Raw genomic sequence first — 15,616 nt, forward strand, 5'->3', positions numbered from 1 at the left:
CACGTAGAAACGGAGAAACACTCATGAACAACAATCTCAGCAAGCTCACCGCTGCCCTGATGATCGGCGCGGCCAGCCTTGTGCCGGCCACCGCCGCATTCGCGCAGGAGCCCGGCGACGGCAAGACCATCCGCATGGCCCAGGCCGACTGGGACACCGGCTGGTTCCAGGCTGAAATCTACAAGCAGATGTTCGAGGACCTCGGCTACACCGTGACCGGCCCGATGACCCTTGGCGCCTCGGCCTTCTATCAGGCCGTCTCGCAGGGCGACGTCGACCTCTGGGTCAACGGCTGGTTCCCGCTGCACAGGACCTATGAATCGACCTTCGAAGGCAAGGCCAGCGTCGACGGCGCGGTTGCCAAGGGCGGCGCGCTTCAGGGTTACCTCGTCGACAAGGCGGCCATCGAAGAGTTCGACATCAAGACGCTTGACGATTTCAAGCGCGATGAAGTCAAGGAAGCCTTCGACCGCAATGGCGACGGCAAGGCCGATCTGGTCGCCTGCCCGCCGGGCTGGGGCTGCGAGCTGACGATTTCGCAGCACATGGAAGACTTTGATCTCGGCGACTCGATCAACCCGATCAAGGCCGGCTACTCCGCCTCCATGGCCGATGCGATCGCCGCCTACCAGAACGGCGAGCACATCCTGTTCTACACCTGGACGCCGAACTGGACCGTTGACCAGCTCGCACCCGGCAAGGACGTGATGTGGATCGAAGTGCCGCAGAAGGAAGGCGTCGAACTGCCGGCTCCGGCCAAGGGCCTCGACACCTGCGTCGCCGATCCCTGCTACATGGGCTTTGTCGCCAACGACATCGTTCCGGTCGTCAATGACGCGTTCCTCGCCGACAACCCGGCCGTCGATGCGCTTCTGAAGGAAGTATCGATCCCGCTGCCGGATATCTTCGCGCAGAACTCCGCCATGAACAACGGCGATGATGATGTTCAGGCCCAGGCCGCCAAGTGGATCGAGGACAATCAGGACCAGGTCAACACCTGGCTTGAAGCCGCCCGCTCCGCTGCCAACTGATAGCGGTTCGCGGAAAAGAAGAGAGCCCGGTCTCGGCAACGAGGCCGGGCTTTTACTATGGTCTCAATGGTGGCCGTCAAGACTGATGCCGCGCGTCTCGATGCGGAAGAAGAAGGTTACCGCCGCGCCGAGCAGCGAAGTCGCGACCAGACCGTAGAGCAGCGCCGTCGTGCCGATATCGGCCAGCAGGACCGGGAACAGGAAGGCCGTCATGCAGGCGCCGATCTTGGCGAAGGAGGCGGCAAATCCCGCGCCCGTGCCGCGGATATGGGTTGGAAACACCTCGCCCGCGATCAGGTATGTCTGGGCGTTCGGGCCGAGATTGGTCATGAAGTTGAACAGCATGAAACCGGTGAAGATCAGAGCCGTCTGCGTCGGGCCCGAGTAGCTTCCGGCCTGCGCGGCGATGAACAGGCCGACGGCGCAGCCGATGAAGCCGAAGACCTGCAGGCGGATGCGGCCGATGCGATCGGCAAGCAGAACGGCGCCGATGATGCCGACCAGAAGCAGAAGGTCGAGCAGCGCCGTTCCCTTGGCGGCGATCAGGTCGTTGTTCACCAGATCGGCGACATTGCGGACATGTTCGGTCTTGTGGCCAACGGTCGCGGCCAGAATGGTGGGCGTGAAGATGCCGATGCCATAGGTACCGAGATCCTGAAGGAACCACGGCACGGAGGACAGGATCAGCGGCCGCAGATTGTGCCTCTGGAACAGCGCGCGATAGCCGGTCCTCTTCTTGTGCGCGAGTTGCGGCGGCTCGGAGACGCTGACCTTGGTCGGATAGGCCGGCACCCGTTTCAGAAGCTTCTGCAGCTCCGACTCGGCCTCCTTGCCGCGGCCATGGACGGCAAGCCAATGCGGGCTTTCGGGGATGAAGAACCGGCCGATGAACACGGCGAGCGCCGGAATGATCGCCACGCCGTACATCCAGCGCCATGCCCCGATCGAGGGATCGAGGGTCAGGATGACATAGCCGAGCAGCGTGCCGAAGATCGCGCCGACGGCCTGAAAACCGAAGGCCGACAGCACCAGCCCGCCCCGTGTCTTCGACGGCGTGCTTTCGGAAATCACCAGATGCGCGGTCGGGTAGTCGCATCCGAGCGCCAGCCCCATGCCGAACAGGCAGACGATCAGCCAGGAGAAGCTCTGGGTGAAGATGATCGCCGTAAGGAAGGCGATGAAGAGGCCGAGTTCCATGATGAAGACACGCTTGCGGCCGAACCGGTCCGCAAGCCCGCCAAGCGCGCTGGCGCCGATGAGAATGCCGAACAGAGAAGCCGAACCGACCATGCCGTGCTGCGTCGCGTTCAGGCTGAATTCCGATGCGATCAGCGGCATGGCGACGCCCGTCATGAACACCACCAGACCTTCGAAAAACTTGCCGGCGACCGACAGCCACCAGATGCGCCACTGGGTTCCCGTCATTTTCGGAGGCGGCGCTTCCGTGCCGTCAACCCAGTAGGGACGTTCGTCGATATAGAACTGAACGCTTCTGGCCCGGTCCAGGCGACCGTGGTCAGTCGACATCTCATTCATGGCATTTCCTCTCGGTCTGCTCATATACCTTTTACGGGAATGTCTTATCCGTCGCACTTGTGAGTTTCATGACATTTGCAGGCCTTCCGGGCATCAGCAATGCACAGCGTTCACGCGCGGGGAAGCGGCAACATCGCCATTCTTGACCTAAGTCAATGAAGGCGGAGCGCATTTGACCGCAAATGGCGCATGAACGGTCGAGTCAGCAGGGAGGAACGCATGACGGCCGAAACCCTCGCGACTGATTGCCTGGACACGCAATTGACCCAGCAGATACCCGAAACGAACAACCCGGCAAGCGTGGCGATGGGCGAGGCCCACGCCGCGATCCGGCGCCTGTGCGAAGCACTGGAAGACGTTGCCGACTCGCTTCCCGCCAATGTCAATCGCGGCGACTGTCGGCGACTGGCCGAAGAACTGGTGCCGGCGCTGCGCACGGCGCAGGAAACGGAAGAAATGCAGGTTTTTCCGGCGATCCGCCGCGCGGCCGGCGCACGCGCCGTCGCCGAGGCGCTCGACCGACTGACCTATGAACACTTCGAAGACCTTTGCTTTGCCGAAGAGGTCACCGACGTCCTGCGCCGGCTTGCAAACGGCAGCACGGTCAATACCGAAGCGGTCGGCTACATGCTGCGCGGCCTTTTCGGCGCGTTGAGGCGCCACCTGTCTTTCGAACAGGAGCTCGTTGCCGGACGCCTGAGATAATCGGGCGTCGTCCGCTCCGCTATCGTTTGCGGCGCGCCCAGCGGTCGTGGTACCAGAGCCATTGCTCCGGGTATTCGCGCACCCAGCTTTCCACCTTGTCGTTCAGCGCCTGGGCCGTGGCGGCCACGTCCACCGCGCCCTTCTCCGTCCGGGGAAGCGGCATTTCCTCTTCGAGCTCGAGGCGGAAGCGGTTGTCCGGCAGCCTGATGCAGCGCGCGGGAAATATCTTGCAATCGAACTGGCGCGCAAGTTTGGCGAGAAGCGGGTTGGTGCGCACCTCCTGGCCGAAATAGGACGACGGCGAACCGCGCTTGAACTTCTGGTCGACAAGGACGCCAACCCCCCTGCCCGCATCGAGCGCGCTGGCGAGCGCAAAGGCGGAGCCCGCATGGGAGGGCACGAGTTCGCCCATGCGCTTGCGGCGAAAGCGGAAGACCTTCTCGGCGATATAGGGATTGTTCGGCGGGCGGAAGAGGACCGAGACGTTGAGCCCGAAAGATGCGGCAGCGACCGGAAGCAGCTCGAAATTCGCCGTATGGGCCGTGAACACGATGAACGGCTTGTCGAGTGCCAAAAGATCCATGAAACGTTCCACGCCCGCCACTTCGATGCGGCCCGCGTCCGGCCTTTCCGGATCGAAATCGAAAAGCTCGTCGAGAAATACGTATTCCGCCGCGAGCCGGCCGATATGGCCCCAGCTGGCAAGCGCGATCCGCTCGACTTCCGCCTCCTCCATCTCGGGAAAGGCGCAGCGCAGGTTTTCAAGCACCAGCTTGTGCCGGCCGGTATAGGGTCCGATCTTGCGCATCGCCCAGTCGGCAAACCTGATCGAACCGTCCGCCGGAAACAGTTTCATCACGGAGAGAAGTCCGAATACCAGATAGGCTATCAGCCATTGCTGGAACTGTCGGGCCTTGAGCACGATGCGGGTGATGGAGGATTTCACGAATCAGGATCCCAGAATTGACTGCGGGCAGCGCGAATAAACCGCGCTGCCCGCCTTTTAACGACGATTCTTGTTTACGCCAAGCTTAACAACACCGGACGCCTGAAGTGTCCCTTGTGCCTCCATTCGGATGCAAGAAGCACGACGCGCTCAGTCGCCGATCTGAAGCACGATCTTGCCGAAGACCTGGCGGCTTTCCATCCGCTCCAGCGCCTTGTCGATGCCGTCGAAATCGACAAGCGTATCGATGACCGGGTGGATGATGCCCTGCGCCATCTTCTGCATGGCGTCCGCCATGTTCTCCATCCGGCAGCCGAAGGAGCCGAAGAATTTCAGTTGCTGCTGGAAAAGCATCATCAGATTGACGTTGGTGGAAACGCCCGAGGTCGACCCGCAGGTCACAAGGCGACCGCCGCGCTTCATCGACAGCATGGATCCGGCCCAGGTTTCCGCGCCGACATGCTCGAAAACGACGTCGACGCCCTTCTTCTTCGTCAGCTTGCGGACCACGCCCTCGAACCGGTCTTCGCGGTAATTGATCACATGATCCGCGCCAAGCGCGCGCGCCTTTTCCATCTTGTCTTCGGAGCCCACTGTGGTGATCACCGTGCAGCCCATCTTCTTTGCAAGCTGGATCGCCGCCGAGCCGATGCCCGAACCGCCGGCGTGCACCAGGATGGTCTCGCCCGGCTGGAGCTTCGCATTGTCGAACAGCATGTGCTCCACCGTGCCGAAGGTCACCGGCGCCAGCGCTGCGGCAATCGCGTCAACGCCGGGCGGCGCGACAACGAGCTGGCGGGCGGGAATGTTGATCCTGTCTCGGGCGAAGCCGTCGAGATGGAAACCATGGACGCCGCCCACATGTTCGCACAGATTGTCCCGGCCCTCACGACAGGCCTTGCAACGCCCGCAGACCCGCGCGCCATAGATCGAGACGAGATCACCCGGCAGAACATTGGAAACACCGGGGCCGATCGCTTCGACAATGGCGGAGGCTTCCGCACCGATGGTGAGCGGCAGCTTGCGCTTGGCAAAGGCCATGCCGCGCCAGCCCCAGACATCGATATGGTTGAGCGCCACCGCCTTCGGTCGCAGCGTCACCTCGCCCGGACCGGGCGCTTCCGGCTCGGAAACATCCATAAGCTCGATCTTGCGGTCGTCTGTCAGCTGCAATGCGCGCATGGGTCATTCCTTCAACATTTCGAAAAGACGGCCTTAGGCCGACTCGCAAACTTACGGCGCGATCCTCCCTCAGGAGGGTTCGCGCGTCATCACCAGGCAGGCATTCTGCCCGCCGAATCCGAACGAGTTGGAAAGCACGGAGGAGACGCTTGCCTCTCGCTTCACATTCGGCACGACGTCGAGCTCGATCGTCGGGTCCGGCGTGTTGTAGTTGATCGTCGGCGGCAGCACGCCCGTCAGCATGGTCTGCAACGAGAACACCGCCTCGACTGCGCCGGCCGCCGTCAGCGTGTGGCCGATCATCGACTTGTTCGACGACAGCGGGATGGACGGCATCATCTCCTCGCCGAAGACGGCCTTGAGCGATGAATATTCCATCTTGTCGTTTTCCGGCGTCGACGTGCCATGGGCGTTGATATAGTCGAGCCTGTCAATGCCGAGGCCGGCATCCTCAAGCGCCGCGCGGATGGTGGCGATCGCCGGTCCGCCATCGGGCGAGGACCGCGTGCGGTGGAAATGGTCCGCCTTCTCGCCGCAGCCGCGGATGATGCCGTAAACGGTCGCGCCGCGGGCATGGGCGGCTTCCAGCGATTCGAGAATGAGCGTTGCCGCCCCTTCCGCAATCACAAAGCCGTCGCGATCCTTGCTGAACGGCTTGGAGGCCTTTTCCGGCGGATCGTTCTGGGTCGAAAGCGCGGACAGAAGCGAGAAGCGCACCAGCGCTTCGGCCGTCACCGAACCATCGGTGGCAACGGTCATCGCCCTGTCGGTGCGGCCCTGGCGGATAGCCTCGACGCCGAGCTGGATCGCGGTGGCGCCGGAAGCACAGGCTGTCGACAGCGTCACCGGCAGGCCGCGCGTGCCGAATCGCTCGGCAATCCGCTCCGAGATCGAACCGAACATCACGGCCTCGTGGAAGGCCGGATCGGCCTTTTCGCGCATGGCGGCCAGAAAGCGGATATAGGCGTCGTTGTCTTCGCTGGGCGGCGGCGCGCGGTCGGCAAGGTCGAAACGCATCGACCATTCCGGCTCGACCGGCGGAGCGGCAAGAAACAGCGGCGCATCGAAATCGCCGGAAAGCCCGGCCATCTCCAGCGCTTCCTCGATCGTCGCCTCGGCAAAGGCGTAGGAACGGGCGACAGGGTTTGCCTCCGACGGGATGAAGTCCACCGTGCCGGCAATGCGCGTGGACAGGTGGTCGGTCGGAAAGCGCGAGATCGCGTGTATGCCGGAAACGCCGCCGGTCAGCTTCTTCCAGTTGTCCGCAAGACCGCGCCCGAGCGAGGTGACGACGCCCATGCCGGTGACGGCAACCAGCGGACGGCCAAGGTGATCGGTAAATTTGCTCATCTGCCCGTCCTCTCTCACTTCTCGCCGACAAGCACGGCAACACCTTCGCCGCGCTGCAGGCCGACGGTGGTCACGGCGATCTTCTCGGCCCGCGCCGACATCGATGCCTCTCCGTCATTGAAGACGGGCACCGGCGCCTTGGCATCGAGCGAAAGTGCGGCCAGCGCAATGCCGAGGGGGAAATTGGCCTCCATGGCGTGGCCGGTGATGCCGGTATAGCCGCGCAGCGGCGTTGCCGGGAAACTTGTCCTCAGGAAGTCGGCTTCCTGCTTCGTCAGCGAGCTCAGACCGGTGGCGCCGGAGAAGACGGCCTCGCCCTCTCCGCCCGCAAAGCCCGCATCGGCAAAGAGCCGGCCCAGCCGCTTTTCAAACCTGCCGTCATCCCGTTTGCCGCGATCGCCCTCGACGCCGGCAAGCGTTGCGTAGACATGCGCGCCGCGCGCCTCGGCATAGGCGCGGGATTCGAGTACCAGGAACGCGCCTGCCGAACCCATGACCATACCGCCATCGTCCTCGGCGGCCCTGTCCCAGAGCGGCGCCCATTTGCCGCGCGACAGCGCATGAACCGCCTCGAACATCAACAGGATGTCGCGCCGCTCGGCCACGAAGGAGGCGCCGACGAGCGTATGCGTCGACTGGCCGGCGAGTATGCGGGCATATGCCGTGGCAACAGCCGAAATGCCAGCGGCTTCCTCGCCCATGAAGGTGCGCGACGAACCGGTGACCTTGTGGACGATCGAGATATTGCCGGCAACCAGATTGGCGAGCTGCGCGAGAAAAAGCGTCGGGCGCAGTTCGGTCGTCAGCTTTTCATTCAGCAGGATTTCGCGGTCGGTGCGCTCGCGCGCCTCGTTGACGATCATCGTGTCGACGGCAATGTCGCGCTCGCCGCCGCCGGCGGCCACGATCATGTCCATGGTCGAGCAGATGTCTTCATTGCCCTTCACGCCGGCGTCATCGAGTGCCAGACCGGCGGCATAGACGCCGAGGCGCTGCCAGTTCTCCATCTGGCGCTGGTCGCCGCGCTTCGGGATCTGGTCTTTCCAGTCGATCTCGGGCAGCGGATGCACCGGATAGGGCGCGCAGATTTCGTCATCGACGCGCATATCGGGCGCCGCGCCGCCGGTCAGCATGGCGACATGCGGCGCCTGGCCGACGCCGAAACTGGTCACAAGCCCGATACCGGTGACAACGACATCATTGTCCGATTTCGTCATTTCAGGACCTTTCCACGGTCTGGCCGTTCTCGATCGCGGCGAAGAGGCCGACTTCCTCGGCCCGTCGCCTGACGATCGGCGCCAGATCATTGTCTTCAAAAGAAAGCGTGCGGAATTTCAGCTGCGCACTGGCGATCGGCTTGCCCGCGGAGGCGATCTTCGCCTTGGTCACGGCAAAGCCCGAGCCTTCGTGCTCCAGCGCCGCCTCGATATCGAGCACGGCATGCGGCTCGACGAAGCTGCGCAGCTTGGCGCTGTCGACCATCATCAGGAAGGGCATGGCCGAACAGTTGTTCACGCCCAGAAGCAGCATGCCGGAGGCCTGCGCCATGGTCTCGATCAACAGCACACCCGGCACAAGCGGCATGCCGGGAAAATGCCCTTCGAACACGGGGCTCTTCTCCGGCACCGTCGAACGCGCGACGATCCGGCCCGCGGAAATGTCCACGGACACGATCTCGTCGATCATCTGGAAGTATTCGAGCAGCATGAATGCCTTCAGCCTCTCCCGCCTGCATCGTTCACGGCCAGGAAACGGAAGCCACGGCAGGCCCCGAAGCTTGTCCGCAGAAGAGGGCTGCCTGACGAAATCAGGCGTTCTTGGCCGCTCTCAGCTCGTCGATCTTGGCGCAGAGATTCTTCAGGATGAAGTATTCATCTGCATCGACCTTGCCCTCATTGACTTCCTGAGTCCATTTTTCGAGCGGAATCTTGATACCGAATTCCTTGTCGATGGCAAAGACGATATCGAGGAAATCAAGACTGTCGATGCCCAGATCGTCAATCGTGTTGCTTTCCGGCGTAATCTTGTCGCGGTCGATTTCGCTCGTTTCAGCGATGATATCGGCAACTTTATCGAATGTAGCGCTCACGCCTGTACCTCTTCAAACTATCAATTCAGCCCTTCTCATAGGCAAAGATTGGCGAAAAGCCAATGGCCACGGGGCATCGGATGCTCATTTTTCGACATTTGATCAGACCGCCGAGGAATGTCGTCCCCGGCCGCCTTCCAGATAGGTATCAAAAGTCGCGGCAACAGAGCGGGCGAAGGGAAATGCCGCATTTTCCAGACGAAAACCGAAGGCGTCGAAGCGACAGATCTCGGGATTGTGACGCGCATAGGCCCTTGCCTCGGCCATCACGTGCTCGGCCGCCTCGCCGAAACGGGCACGCAGCTCGCAGGCGGAAAAGCCATAGGCGCACATGACCCTCTCGATGACGAAGCGGCGCAGCCGGTCCTCGTCATCAAGCGCAATGCCGCGCACGACCGGCAGTTCGCCGGCCTCCGCCAGACGGCGATATTCGCCGATCGCCGGAATATTCTGCCAGTAGCCCTCCTTCACCTCGCTGATCGAAGAGGCTCCGAGCCCGATCAATGCATCCGCGCCGTCATCTGTATAACCCTGGAAGTTGCGATGCAGCCTTCCTGTTCTCGCCGCAGCCGCCAGGCTGTCGCCGGGAAGCGCGAAATGGTCGATACCGATCGGCTGATAGCCGGCCGCCGCCAGCATATCGCCGGCAAGGGTCATCTGCTCGAACCGGGCCTCTGCATCCGGCAACGCGTCCTCGGGAATCAGCGTCTGGTGCTTCTTCATCCACGGAACATGCGCATAACCGAAAAGCGCGATCCGGTCCGGGCGAAGTGAAATGATCTGCTTGACGGTGCGCGACAGCGTCTCAAGGTTCTGGTGCGGCAGGCCGTAGAGCAGGTCGCAATTGACCGAGCGCACGCCGCGCGCGCGCATGGCGGCAATCACGGCGGCCGTCTGCTCGAAGCTCTGCAGACGGTTTATGGTCTTTTGCACACGCTCGTCGAAATCCTGAACGCCGAGGCTTGCGCGGGTCACGCCGATCCCGGCAAGCGCATCGTAGCGCGCCTCGTCGAGATCGTTCGGATCCATCTCGACGCTGATCTCCGCGTCATCGGCGAAGTCGAATGCGTTCCGCAACCACCCCATCAGCCGGCGCATGTCGTCCGGTGTCAGCATCGTTGGCGATCCGCCGCCCCAATGCAGGGCGGTAACCCTGACGCCGGACGGGACCATTGCGCCGACGCTCTTGATTTCGTCGCGGAGACTTTCCAGATAGGCAGTGATCGGCTCGTAGCGCAGCGTATGCTTCGTGTGACAGGCACAGAACCAACAGAGCCGGTCGCAATAGGGAATATGGACGTAGAGCGAAAGCTTGTCTTCCCGGGAAAGCGCCCTCACCCAGGAACTGACGTCCGCTCCCGAAATCCCGCCGTGAAAATGCGGCGCCGTCGGATAGCTCGTATAGCGCGGAACGGGGCGCGAAAACGTCTTCAGCAACTGCCGGCTGGATGTCATGGCGAAAAACCCTTGCTCATGCGGAACCAGATTGTCGTTATCGCCTTGCGCTCACCCCGGCTTTGACTTTAATCAAGGAATGAAGATGTCATCCGTCCGCGCCGGCCGCTAAACGGTTGCGCGCCGGGCAAAGGGCGTCTAGACGGGTCGAAAGATTGAAGGCAGCCTCGAAAACGGGCTGCGATTTGGTGAAACCATGGATGAGAAGCCGCATTTCGCAACCGATGATGACGTCATACCCCAGGTCTGCCGGGCCTGCGAGGCGCGCCATGGCGGCATTTGCTCGGTCCTCAACGGTTCACAGCTGGCTGCACTCAACAAGCAGTCCTCGAAGCGGACGATCGATCCCGGCACGGAGGTCGTCGGCCAGGGCGAGAACGTCAACAGCTACTCCAATATCCTGCGCGGGGTGGTCAAGCTCTCCAAGATGATGGCGGACGGCCGCCAGCAGATTGTCGGCCTGCAGTTCGCGCCCGATTTTCTCGGCCGGCCGTTCTCCCGCGAAAGCTCGCTTACGGCGGAAGCGGCGACGGCGACGGAAATCTGCGCCTTTCCCCGCGCCGCAATCGAGCGGATGATCGCCGACACGCCCGGCCTGGAACACAAGCTCTACGACCAGTCGCTGAAGGAGCTCGACGAGGCGCGCGACTGGATGCTGACGCTCGGCCGCAAGACCGCGCGCGAGAAGGTCGCCTCGTTCCTGCATCTGATCGCCACCCATATCGACCCGGAGGCCGACGACGGCTGCACCTTCGACCTGCCGCTGTCGCGCGCCGACATCGCCGACTTTCTCGGCCTGACCATCGAGACGGTCAGCCGCCAGATGACAAAGCTGCGCAAGGAAAAGGTGATTCTCGTGGAAAACAACCGGCATGTCACCGTGCCGGATATCGACCGCCTGAACGCCGCCGCCGGCAACGACTGAGCGTCAAGCCGCGCGCACGACGCGACGGCTGACCGAATCAGAGACGGCTGATGATATGGCTCTCGCCCTCGTCATCGGCATCCTGTTCGGCCCACAGCGCCTCGATCGTCGGCAGGATGTCGCCAACGTCATCGATCATGCGCGGCCGAACCTGATGACTGGTATGAAGGAATCCCTCGCCGCTCATATGTTCGAGCAGCTGGATCATCGGGTTCCAGAAACCGTCGACATTGCCGAAGATCATAGGCTTCGAATGCCGACCGAGCTGCGCCCAGGTCATGATCTCGACAATTTCCTCCAGCGTGCCTATACCGCCCGGCAGCGCGACGAAGGCATCGGCGCGTTCGAACATGGTGTGCTTGCGAACGTGCATGTCCGGCGTGATCAGCAATTCGTCAAGCGCCTCGAGCTGATGGCGGGTCGCCTCCATGTCCACCAGAAACTCCGGGATAATGCCGACCACATGGCCGTCATTTTCCAGCACGCCCTCGGCGACGGCGCCCATGATACCCTTCGTGCCGCCGCCATAGACGAGGCGGTAGCCGGCCTTGGCGATGGCCGTTCCGAGCGCCTTGCCGGCGGCCATATAGGTCGCGGATGTTCCGGGTCTCGAGCCGCAATATACGCATACGGATCGAATCGTGTCGTGTTCGCTTGTCATGGTTTTAATGAACCCCATTTGGCTGTTCCCGGTCAAGCGCATTGCAAATCGACCACAATCAGGCGTTTACCTTGTTCACGCTTTCCCGCAGGCGCGAATGAACACTTGTGTATAAACCGCACTATCGCTAGCGTTTTCAGCGAATTGACGTCGTCTGCGTGACGCCGTGTCTGGAGTGACGAATGAAGAACAACAACACACGTGTCATCATTGCCGTGCTTGTCCTGCTGCTGGTTGCGGCGGGCGCCTATTTTGCGCTGCGCGACCGGGGCGAGGATGTTTCCGCCGACCGGCAACCTGCTCCGAGCACGCAGACTGCTGCACCGCAAACGGAGCCCCCCAGTCCCGACATGCAGGAAGAGGTCTCGCGCAAGGAACCGAAGGACGAGGCCGCAACCGCCGAACCGGATGCCGGAGTGACCGAGGATACGGAAGAGCAAACGGTTGAGCAGCAGCAGGCGACGCTACGGATTCCCACATTCGACCTCCTGCGCGTCGAACCTGATGGCACCGCCGTGATCGCCGGCGGCGCCGAGCCGCTCGGTGTTCTGGACGTAAAGGAGGAGGAAAACGTCCTCGCCTCCTCCGATGTCACCGAATCCGGCGATTTCGTCGCCATCGTCGAGACCCCGCTTTCACCCGGCGATCATCTGCTCTATCTGAGCGTCACCATGCCGGACGGACGGACGGTGCGCTCCGAGCAAACGGCTACGGTTTCCATACCCGACGGCAATAATGGCGAGCTTCTTGCGTTGATCACCGAGCCCGGCAAGGCCTCGGAAATCATTTCCGCGCCGGAACTGCAGACGACAACAACGCCCGAGAATACTGTCGTAGCGACCCGCGAGACCGACGGAAACGATCAAAAGGCCGGCGCGCCGGACAATGGTCAGGATCGCGACATGCTCACCGGCGAGACGTCCGGCGACCGCGACACGGAAACCAACCTTCCCGCCGTCAACGTCGAGACGCGCGGCGGCGACCGCGACACGGCCGAGGCGGTCACGGCGGCGCAGGAACCCCTATCCGACCAGAAGCCCGTCGCCGTCACCGTCAGCATCAAGGCGGTGGAGATCGAGGACGACACGCTGTTCGTCGCCGGCGAAGGCGAGATCGGCGCGACCATTCGCGGCTATGTCGACGATGCGCTCGTGGCCGAGGGCTCGGTCAATGTCGAGGGCAATTACGTGCTCGAGGCGAAGACCGATGTTTCCGTCGGGCTCCACACCATCCGCGTCGACATGCTCGATGCCGACAACCGGGTGGTCGCCCGCGCCGTGGTGCCCTTCGACCGGCCGCCCGGCAACCAGATTGCCGCGATCTCGACCAATGCCGACGGCACCAGCGCCGAGCAGACCGACGGCACCCGGACCTTCGTCCAGCCGCAGCTTCAGGGCAGCGACAATGCCGTCATCATTCGCCGCGGCGACAATCTGTGGCGGATCTCGCGCCGGGTCTACGGTCGCGGCGTCCGCTACACCACGATTTACCTCGCCAACGAAACCCAGATCGTCAATCCGGACCTCATTCTTCCCGGACAGGTGTTCTCCGTGCCCGTCGAGCCACTGCCGGACAGCGAGGCGGAAACCATCCACCGCCGCCTGCTGGAAGGCATGCCGGTGGGCCCGGAATACCAGCTTCCGCCGGCCGATCAATAAGGCGCAATTGCGGCAAACACGCCGTGCCGGCATTGCAATCGGTCGCAGACGACCCTATCTCGCATGACAAAACGACGCCCTGTGCGTCGTTTTCCCGTCTTTGAACCTTATTTGTTTTGGCTCGGCAAACCCGCCTTGAGCCGGGGGATTAACATGGCAGACCGCCAGAAAACCGTTTCAGCGGATTCAGCCAATCCGCTTCAGACCATCATCAATCTCTGGCCCTATATCTGGCCGTCCACCCGCCCGGACCTGAAACGCCGCGTCGTCTATGCGACGATCGCCCTGGTGATCGCCAAGCTGATCCTGCTCATGGTCCCCTACTCCTTCAAATGGGCGACCAATGCGCTGACCGGCGAACTGGAGATCAACACCATCCTGCCGGCCTTCCTGTTCGGCGCGATCACGCTGGTGCTGTTCTACAACCTCGCCCGCATCGGCCAGCTCGGCTTCAACCAGCTGCGCGACGCGCTCTTTGCCAGCGTCGGCCAATATGCCGTGCGCCAGCTCGCCCACCGCGTCTTCGTGCACATGCACAGGCTGGCGCTGCGCTTCCACCTGTCGCGCAAGACCGGTGGACTTTCGCGTATCATCGAGCGCGGCACCAAGGGCATCGAAACCATCGTCCGGTTCACCATCCTTGCCACGCTGCCGACCGTGCTGGAATTCGTCCTGGTCGCGATCATCTTCTGGTGGGGCTACGGCTTCGACTATCTGGCGATCACCGCCGTTACCGTCGTGCTCTATGTCTGGTTCACCATCAAGGCCAGCGACTGGCGCATCGCCATCCGCCGGCAGATGAACGACAGCGACACCGACGCCAACACCAAGGCAATCGACTCGCTCCTGAATTATGAAACCGTCAAATATTTCGGCAATGAGGACATGGAAGCCAGCCGCTATGACGCCTCCATGGCCCGTTACGAAACGGCGGCGACCCGCATCTGGACCTCGCTCGGCTGGCTGAACTTCGGCCAGGGCGTCATCTTCGGCGCCGGCATGACGGTGATGATGGTTCTTTCGGCAATCGCGGTGAAGAACGGCACGCAGACGATCGGCGACTTTGTCTTCGTCAATGCGATGCTGATCCAGCTGGCCATACCGCTCAACTTCATCGGCTCGGTCTACCGCGAAATCCGCCAGGGACTGACCGATATCGAGGAGATGTTCCATATCCTCGAGGTCGACCCGGAAATCACCGACAAGCCCGATGCCGAGGACTTGCAGATCCGCCAGGGCGCGATCGCCTTCAAGGATGTGCACTTCGCCTATGATCCTGCGCGACCGATCCTCAAGGGCGTCTCCTTCGAGGTGCCGGCCGGCAAGACGGTGGCGATCGTCGGGCCGACAGGCGCGGGCAAATCAACGATTTCCCGGCTTCTGTTCCGCTTCTACGACGTCAACGAGGGCGCGATCACGATCGACGGGCAGGACCTGCGCGAGGTGCGCCAGCATTCGCTCAGGGAAGCGATAGGCATGGTGCCCCAGGACACCGTGCTGTTCAACGACACGATCGCCTACAATATCCGCTACGGCCGGACGTCGGCGACCGACGAGGAAGTGAATGCGGCGGCCGAACTTGCCCAGGTGGGCGATTTCATCCGGCAACTGCCGGAAGGTTTCGACACCCAGGTCGGCGAGCGGGGGCTGAAGCTTTCGGGCGGCGAGAAGCAGCGCGTCGCCATCGCCCGCACGATCCTCAAGGCCCCGCCGATCCTCGTGCTCGACGAGGCGACCTCGGCGCTCGATACCCATACGGAGCGCGAAATCCAGGCCGCTCTCGATGTCGTCTCGAAGAACCGCACGACGCTCGTCATCGCCCACCGGCTTTCCACCGTCATCGGCGCCGACGAGATCATCGTTCTGAAGCGCGGCGAGATCGCCGAGCGCGGCACCCATGACGACCTGATCGCCATGAACGGCCTTTATGCGCAGATGTGGGAACGCCAGCGGGAAGCGACGCTTGCCGAGGAACACCTGCGCGAAGTGCGGGAAAGCGACGATATGGGCGTGATCATGCGGCTCGATCCGGCCAATTGACCGCCCGCGCCCGCCGTCGCGGAGAACCATTTTCAAGA

14 protein-coding genes are annotated in these 15,616 nt (G+C 62.5%); 5 read left to right on the top strand and 9 right to left on the bottom strand.

Annotation, left to right across the window (positions count from 1 at the left end; translation table 11 throughout):
- The first annotated feature begins 23 nt into the window (after positions 1 to 23).
- On the top strand, positions 24 to 1,031 hold the full coding sequence (gene proX, locus JET14_RS10650) for a glycine betaine/L-proline ABC transporter substrate-binding protein ProX (protein ID WP_200333428.1): 1,008 nt from the start codon (positions 24 to 26) through the stop codon (positions 1,029 to 1,031).
- A 63-nt stretch (positions 1,032 to 1,094) separates the two neighbouring features.
- Here the strand turns inward: proX and JET14_RS10655 are convergent, their stop codons facing one another.
- Positions 1,095 to 2,567, bottom strand: coding sequence for an MFS transporter (locus tag JET14_RS10655; RefSeq protein ID WP_200333430.1), 1,473 nt, complete (start codon positions 2,565 to 2,567; stop codon positions 1,095 to 1,097).
- Positions 2,568 to 2,786: 219 nt separating this feature from the next.
- Here JET14_RS10655 and JET14_RS10660 point away from each other — a divergent pair, with 219 nt between their 5' ends.
- Positions 2,787 to 3,272, top strand: coding sequence for a hemerythrin domain-containing protein (locus JET14_RS10660; protein WP_246750285.1), 486 nt, complete (start codon positions 2,787 to 2,789; stop codon positions 3,270 to 3,272).
- 19 nt (positions 3,273 to 3,291) lie between these two features.
- On the opposite strand, the gene JET14_RS10665 is transcribed toward JET14_RS10660, so the two are convergent.
- The 7 genes from JET14_RS10665 to hemN all read right to left on the bottom strand — a co-directional run bounded on the left by JET14_RS10665 (position 3,292) and on the right by hemN (position 10,294).
- Complete coding sequence (locus JET14_RS10665) at positions 3,292 to 4,218, bottom strand: lipid A biosynthesis lauroyl acyltransferase (protein ID WP_200333433.1); 927 nt, start codon at positions 4,216 to 4,218, stop codon at positions 3,292 to 3,294.
- A 150-nt stretch (positions 4,219 to 4,368) separates the two neighbouring features.
- Positions 4,369 to 5,400 (bottom strand): zinc-binding dehydrogenase, encoded by a 1,032-nt coding sequence (locus JET14_RS10670; RefSeq protein ID WP_200333435.1) that lies wholly within the window; start codon positions 5,398 to 5,400, stop codon positions 4,369 to 4,371.
- Between the two features lie 69 nt (positions 5,401 to 5,469).
- Positions 5,470 to 6,750, bottom strand: coding sequence for a beta-ketoacyl-ACP synthase (locus JET14_RS10675; RefSeq protein WP_200333437.1), 1,281 nt, complete (start codon positions 6,748 to 6,750; stop codon positions 5,470 to 5,472).
- Between the two features lie 14 nt (positions 6,751 to 6,764).
- On the bottom strand, positions 6,765 to 7,967 hold the full coding sequence (locus JET14_RS10680; RefSeq protein ID WP_200333439.1) for a beta-ketoacyl-ACP synthase: 1,203 nt from the start codon (positions 7,965 to 7,967) through the stop codon (positions 6,765 to 6,767).
- Position 7,968: 1 nt separating this feature from the next.
- Positions 7,969 to 8,457, bottom strand: a complete 489-nt coding sequence (locus JET14_RS10685) for a 3-hydroxyacyl-ACP dehydratase FabZ family protein (RefSeq protein ID WP_183482529.1) — start codon at positions 8,455 to 8,457, stop codon at positions 7,969 to 7,971.
- Between the two features lie 100 nt (positions 8,458 to 8,557).
- Positions 8,558 to 8,839, bottom strand: coding sequence for an acyl carrier protein (locus JET14_RS10690; protein ID WP_138749545.1), 282 nt, complete (start codon positions 8,837 to 8,839; stop codon positions 8,558 to 8,560).
- A 102-nt stretch (positions 8,840 to 8,941) separates the two neighbouring features.
- Complete coding sequence (hemN, locus tag JET14_RS10695) at positions 8,942 to 10,294, bottom strand: oxygen-independent coproporphyrinogen III oxidase (RefSeq protein WP_200333441.1); 1,353 nt, start codon at positions 10,292 to 10,294, stop codon at positions 8,942 to 8,944.
- Between the two features lie 196 nt (positions 10,295 to 10,490).
- Here hemN and JET14_RS10700 point away from each other — a divergent pair, with 196 nt between their 5' ends.
- Positions 10,491 to 11,219 (top strand): Crp/Fnr family transcriptional regulator, encoded by a 729-nt coding sequence (locus tag JET14_RS10700; RefSeq protein ID WP_024707085.1) that lies wholly within the window; start codon positions 10,491 to 10,493, stop codon positions 11,217 to 11,219.
- Positions 11,220 to 11,256: 37 nt separating this feature from the next.
- Here the strand turns inward: JET14_RS10700 and JET14_RS10705 are convergent, their stop codons facing one another.
- The gene (locus JET14_RS10705; protein ID WP_200338067.1) at positions 11,257 to 11,880 is read right to left on the bottom strand and encodes a TIGR00730 family Rossman fold protein; all 624 of its coding nucleotides are present in this window, start codon (positions 11,878 to 11,880) and stop codon (positions 11,257 to 11,259) included.
- A 182-nt stretch (positions 11,881 to 12,062) separates the two neighbouring features.
- On the opposite strand from JET14_RS10705, the gene JET14_RS10710 reads away from it, so the two are divergent.
- Together JET14_RS10710 and JET14_RS10715 are read left to right on the top strand one after the other, a co-directional pair.
- Positions 12,063 to 13,538, top strand: a complete 1,476-nt coding sequence (locus JET14_RS10710; RefSeq protein ID WP_200333442.1) for a LysM peptidoglycan-binding domain-containing protein — start codon at positions 12,063 to 12,065, stop codon at positions 13,536 to 13,538.
- Between the two features lie 153 nt (positions 13,539 to 13,691).
- Positions 13,692 to 15,578, top strand: coding sequence for an ABCB family ABC transporter ATP-binding protein/permease (locus JET14_RS10715; protein ID WP_200333443.1), 1,887 nt, complete (start codon positions 13,692 to 13,694; stop codon positions 15,576 to 15,578).
- Positions 15,579 to 15,616 lie beyond the last annotated feature (38 nt).

The sequence above is a fragment of the Martelella lutilitoris genome (assembly GCF_016598595.1).
Taxonomy (GTDB): Bacteria; Pseudomonadota; Alphaproteobacteria; order Rhizobiales; family Rhizobiaceae; genus Martelella; species Martelella lutilitoris_A.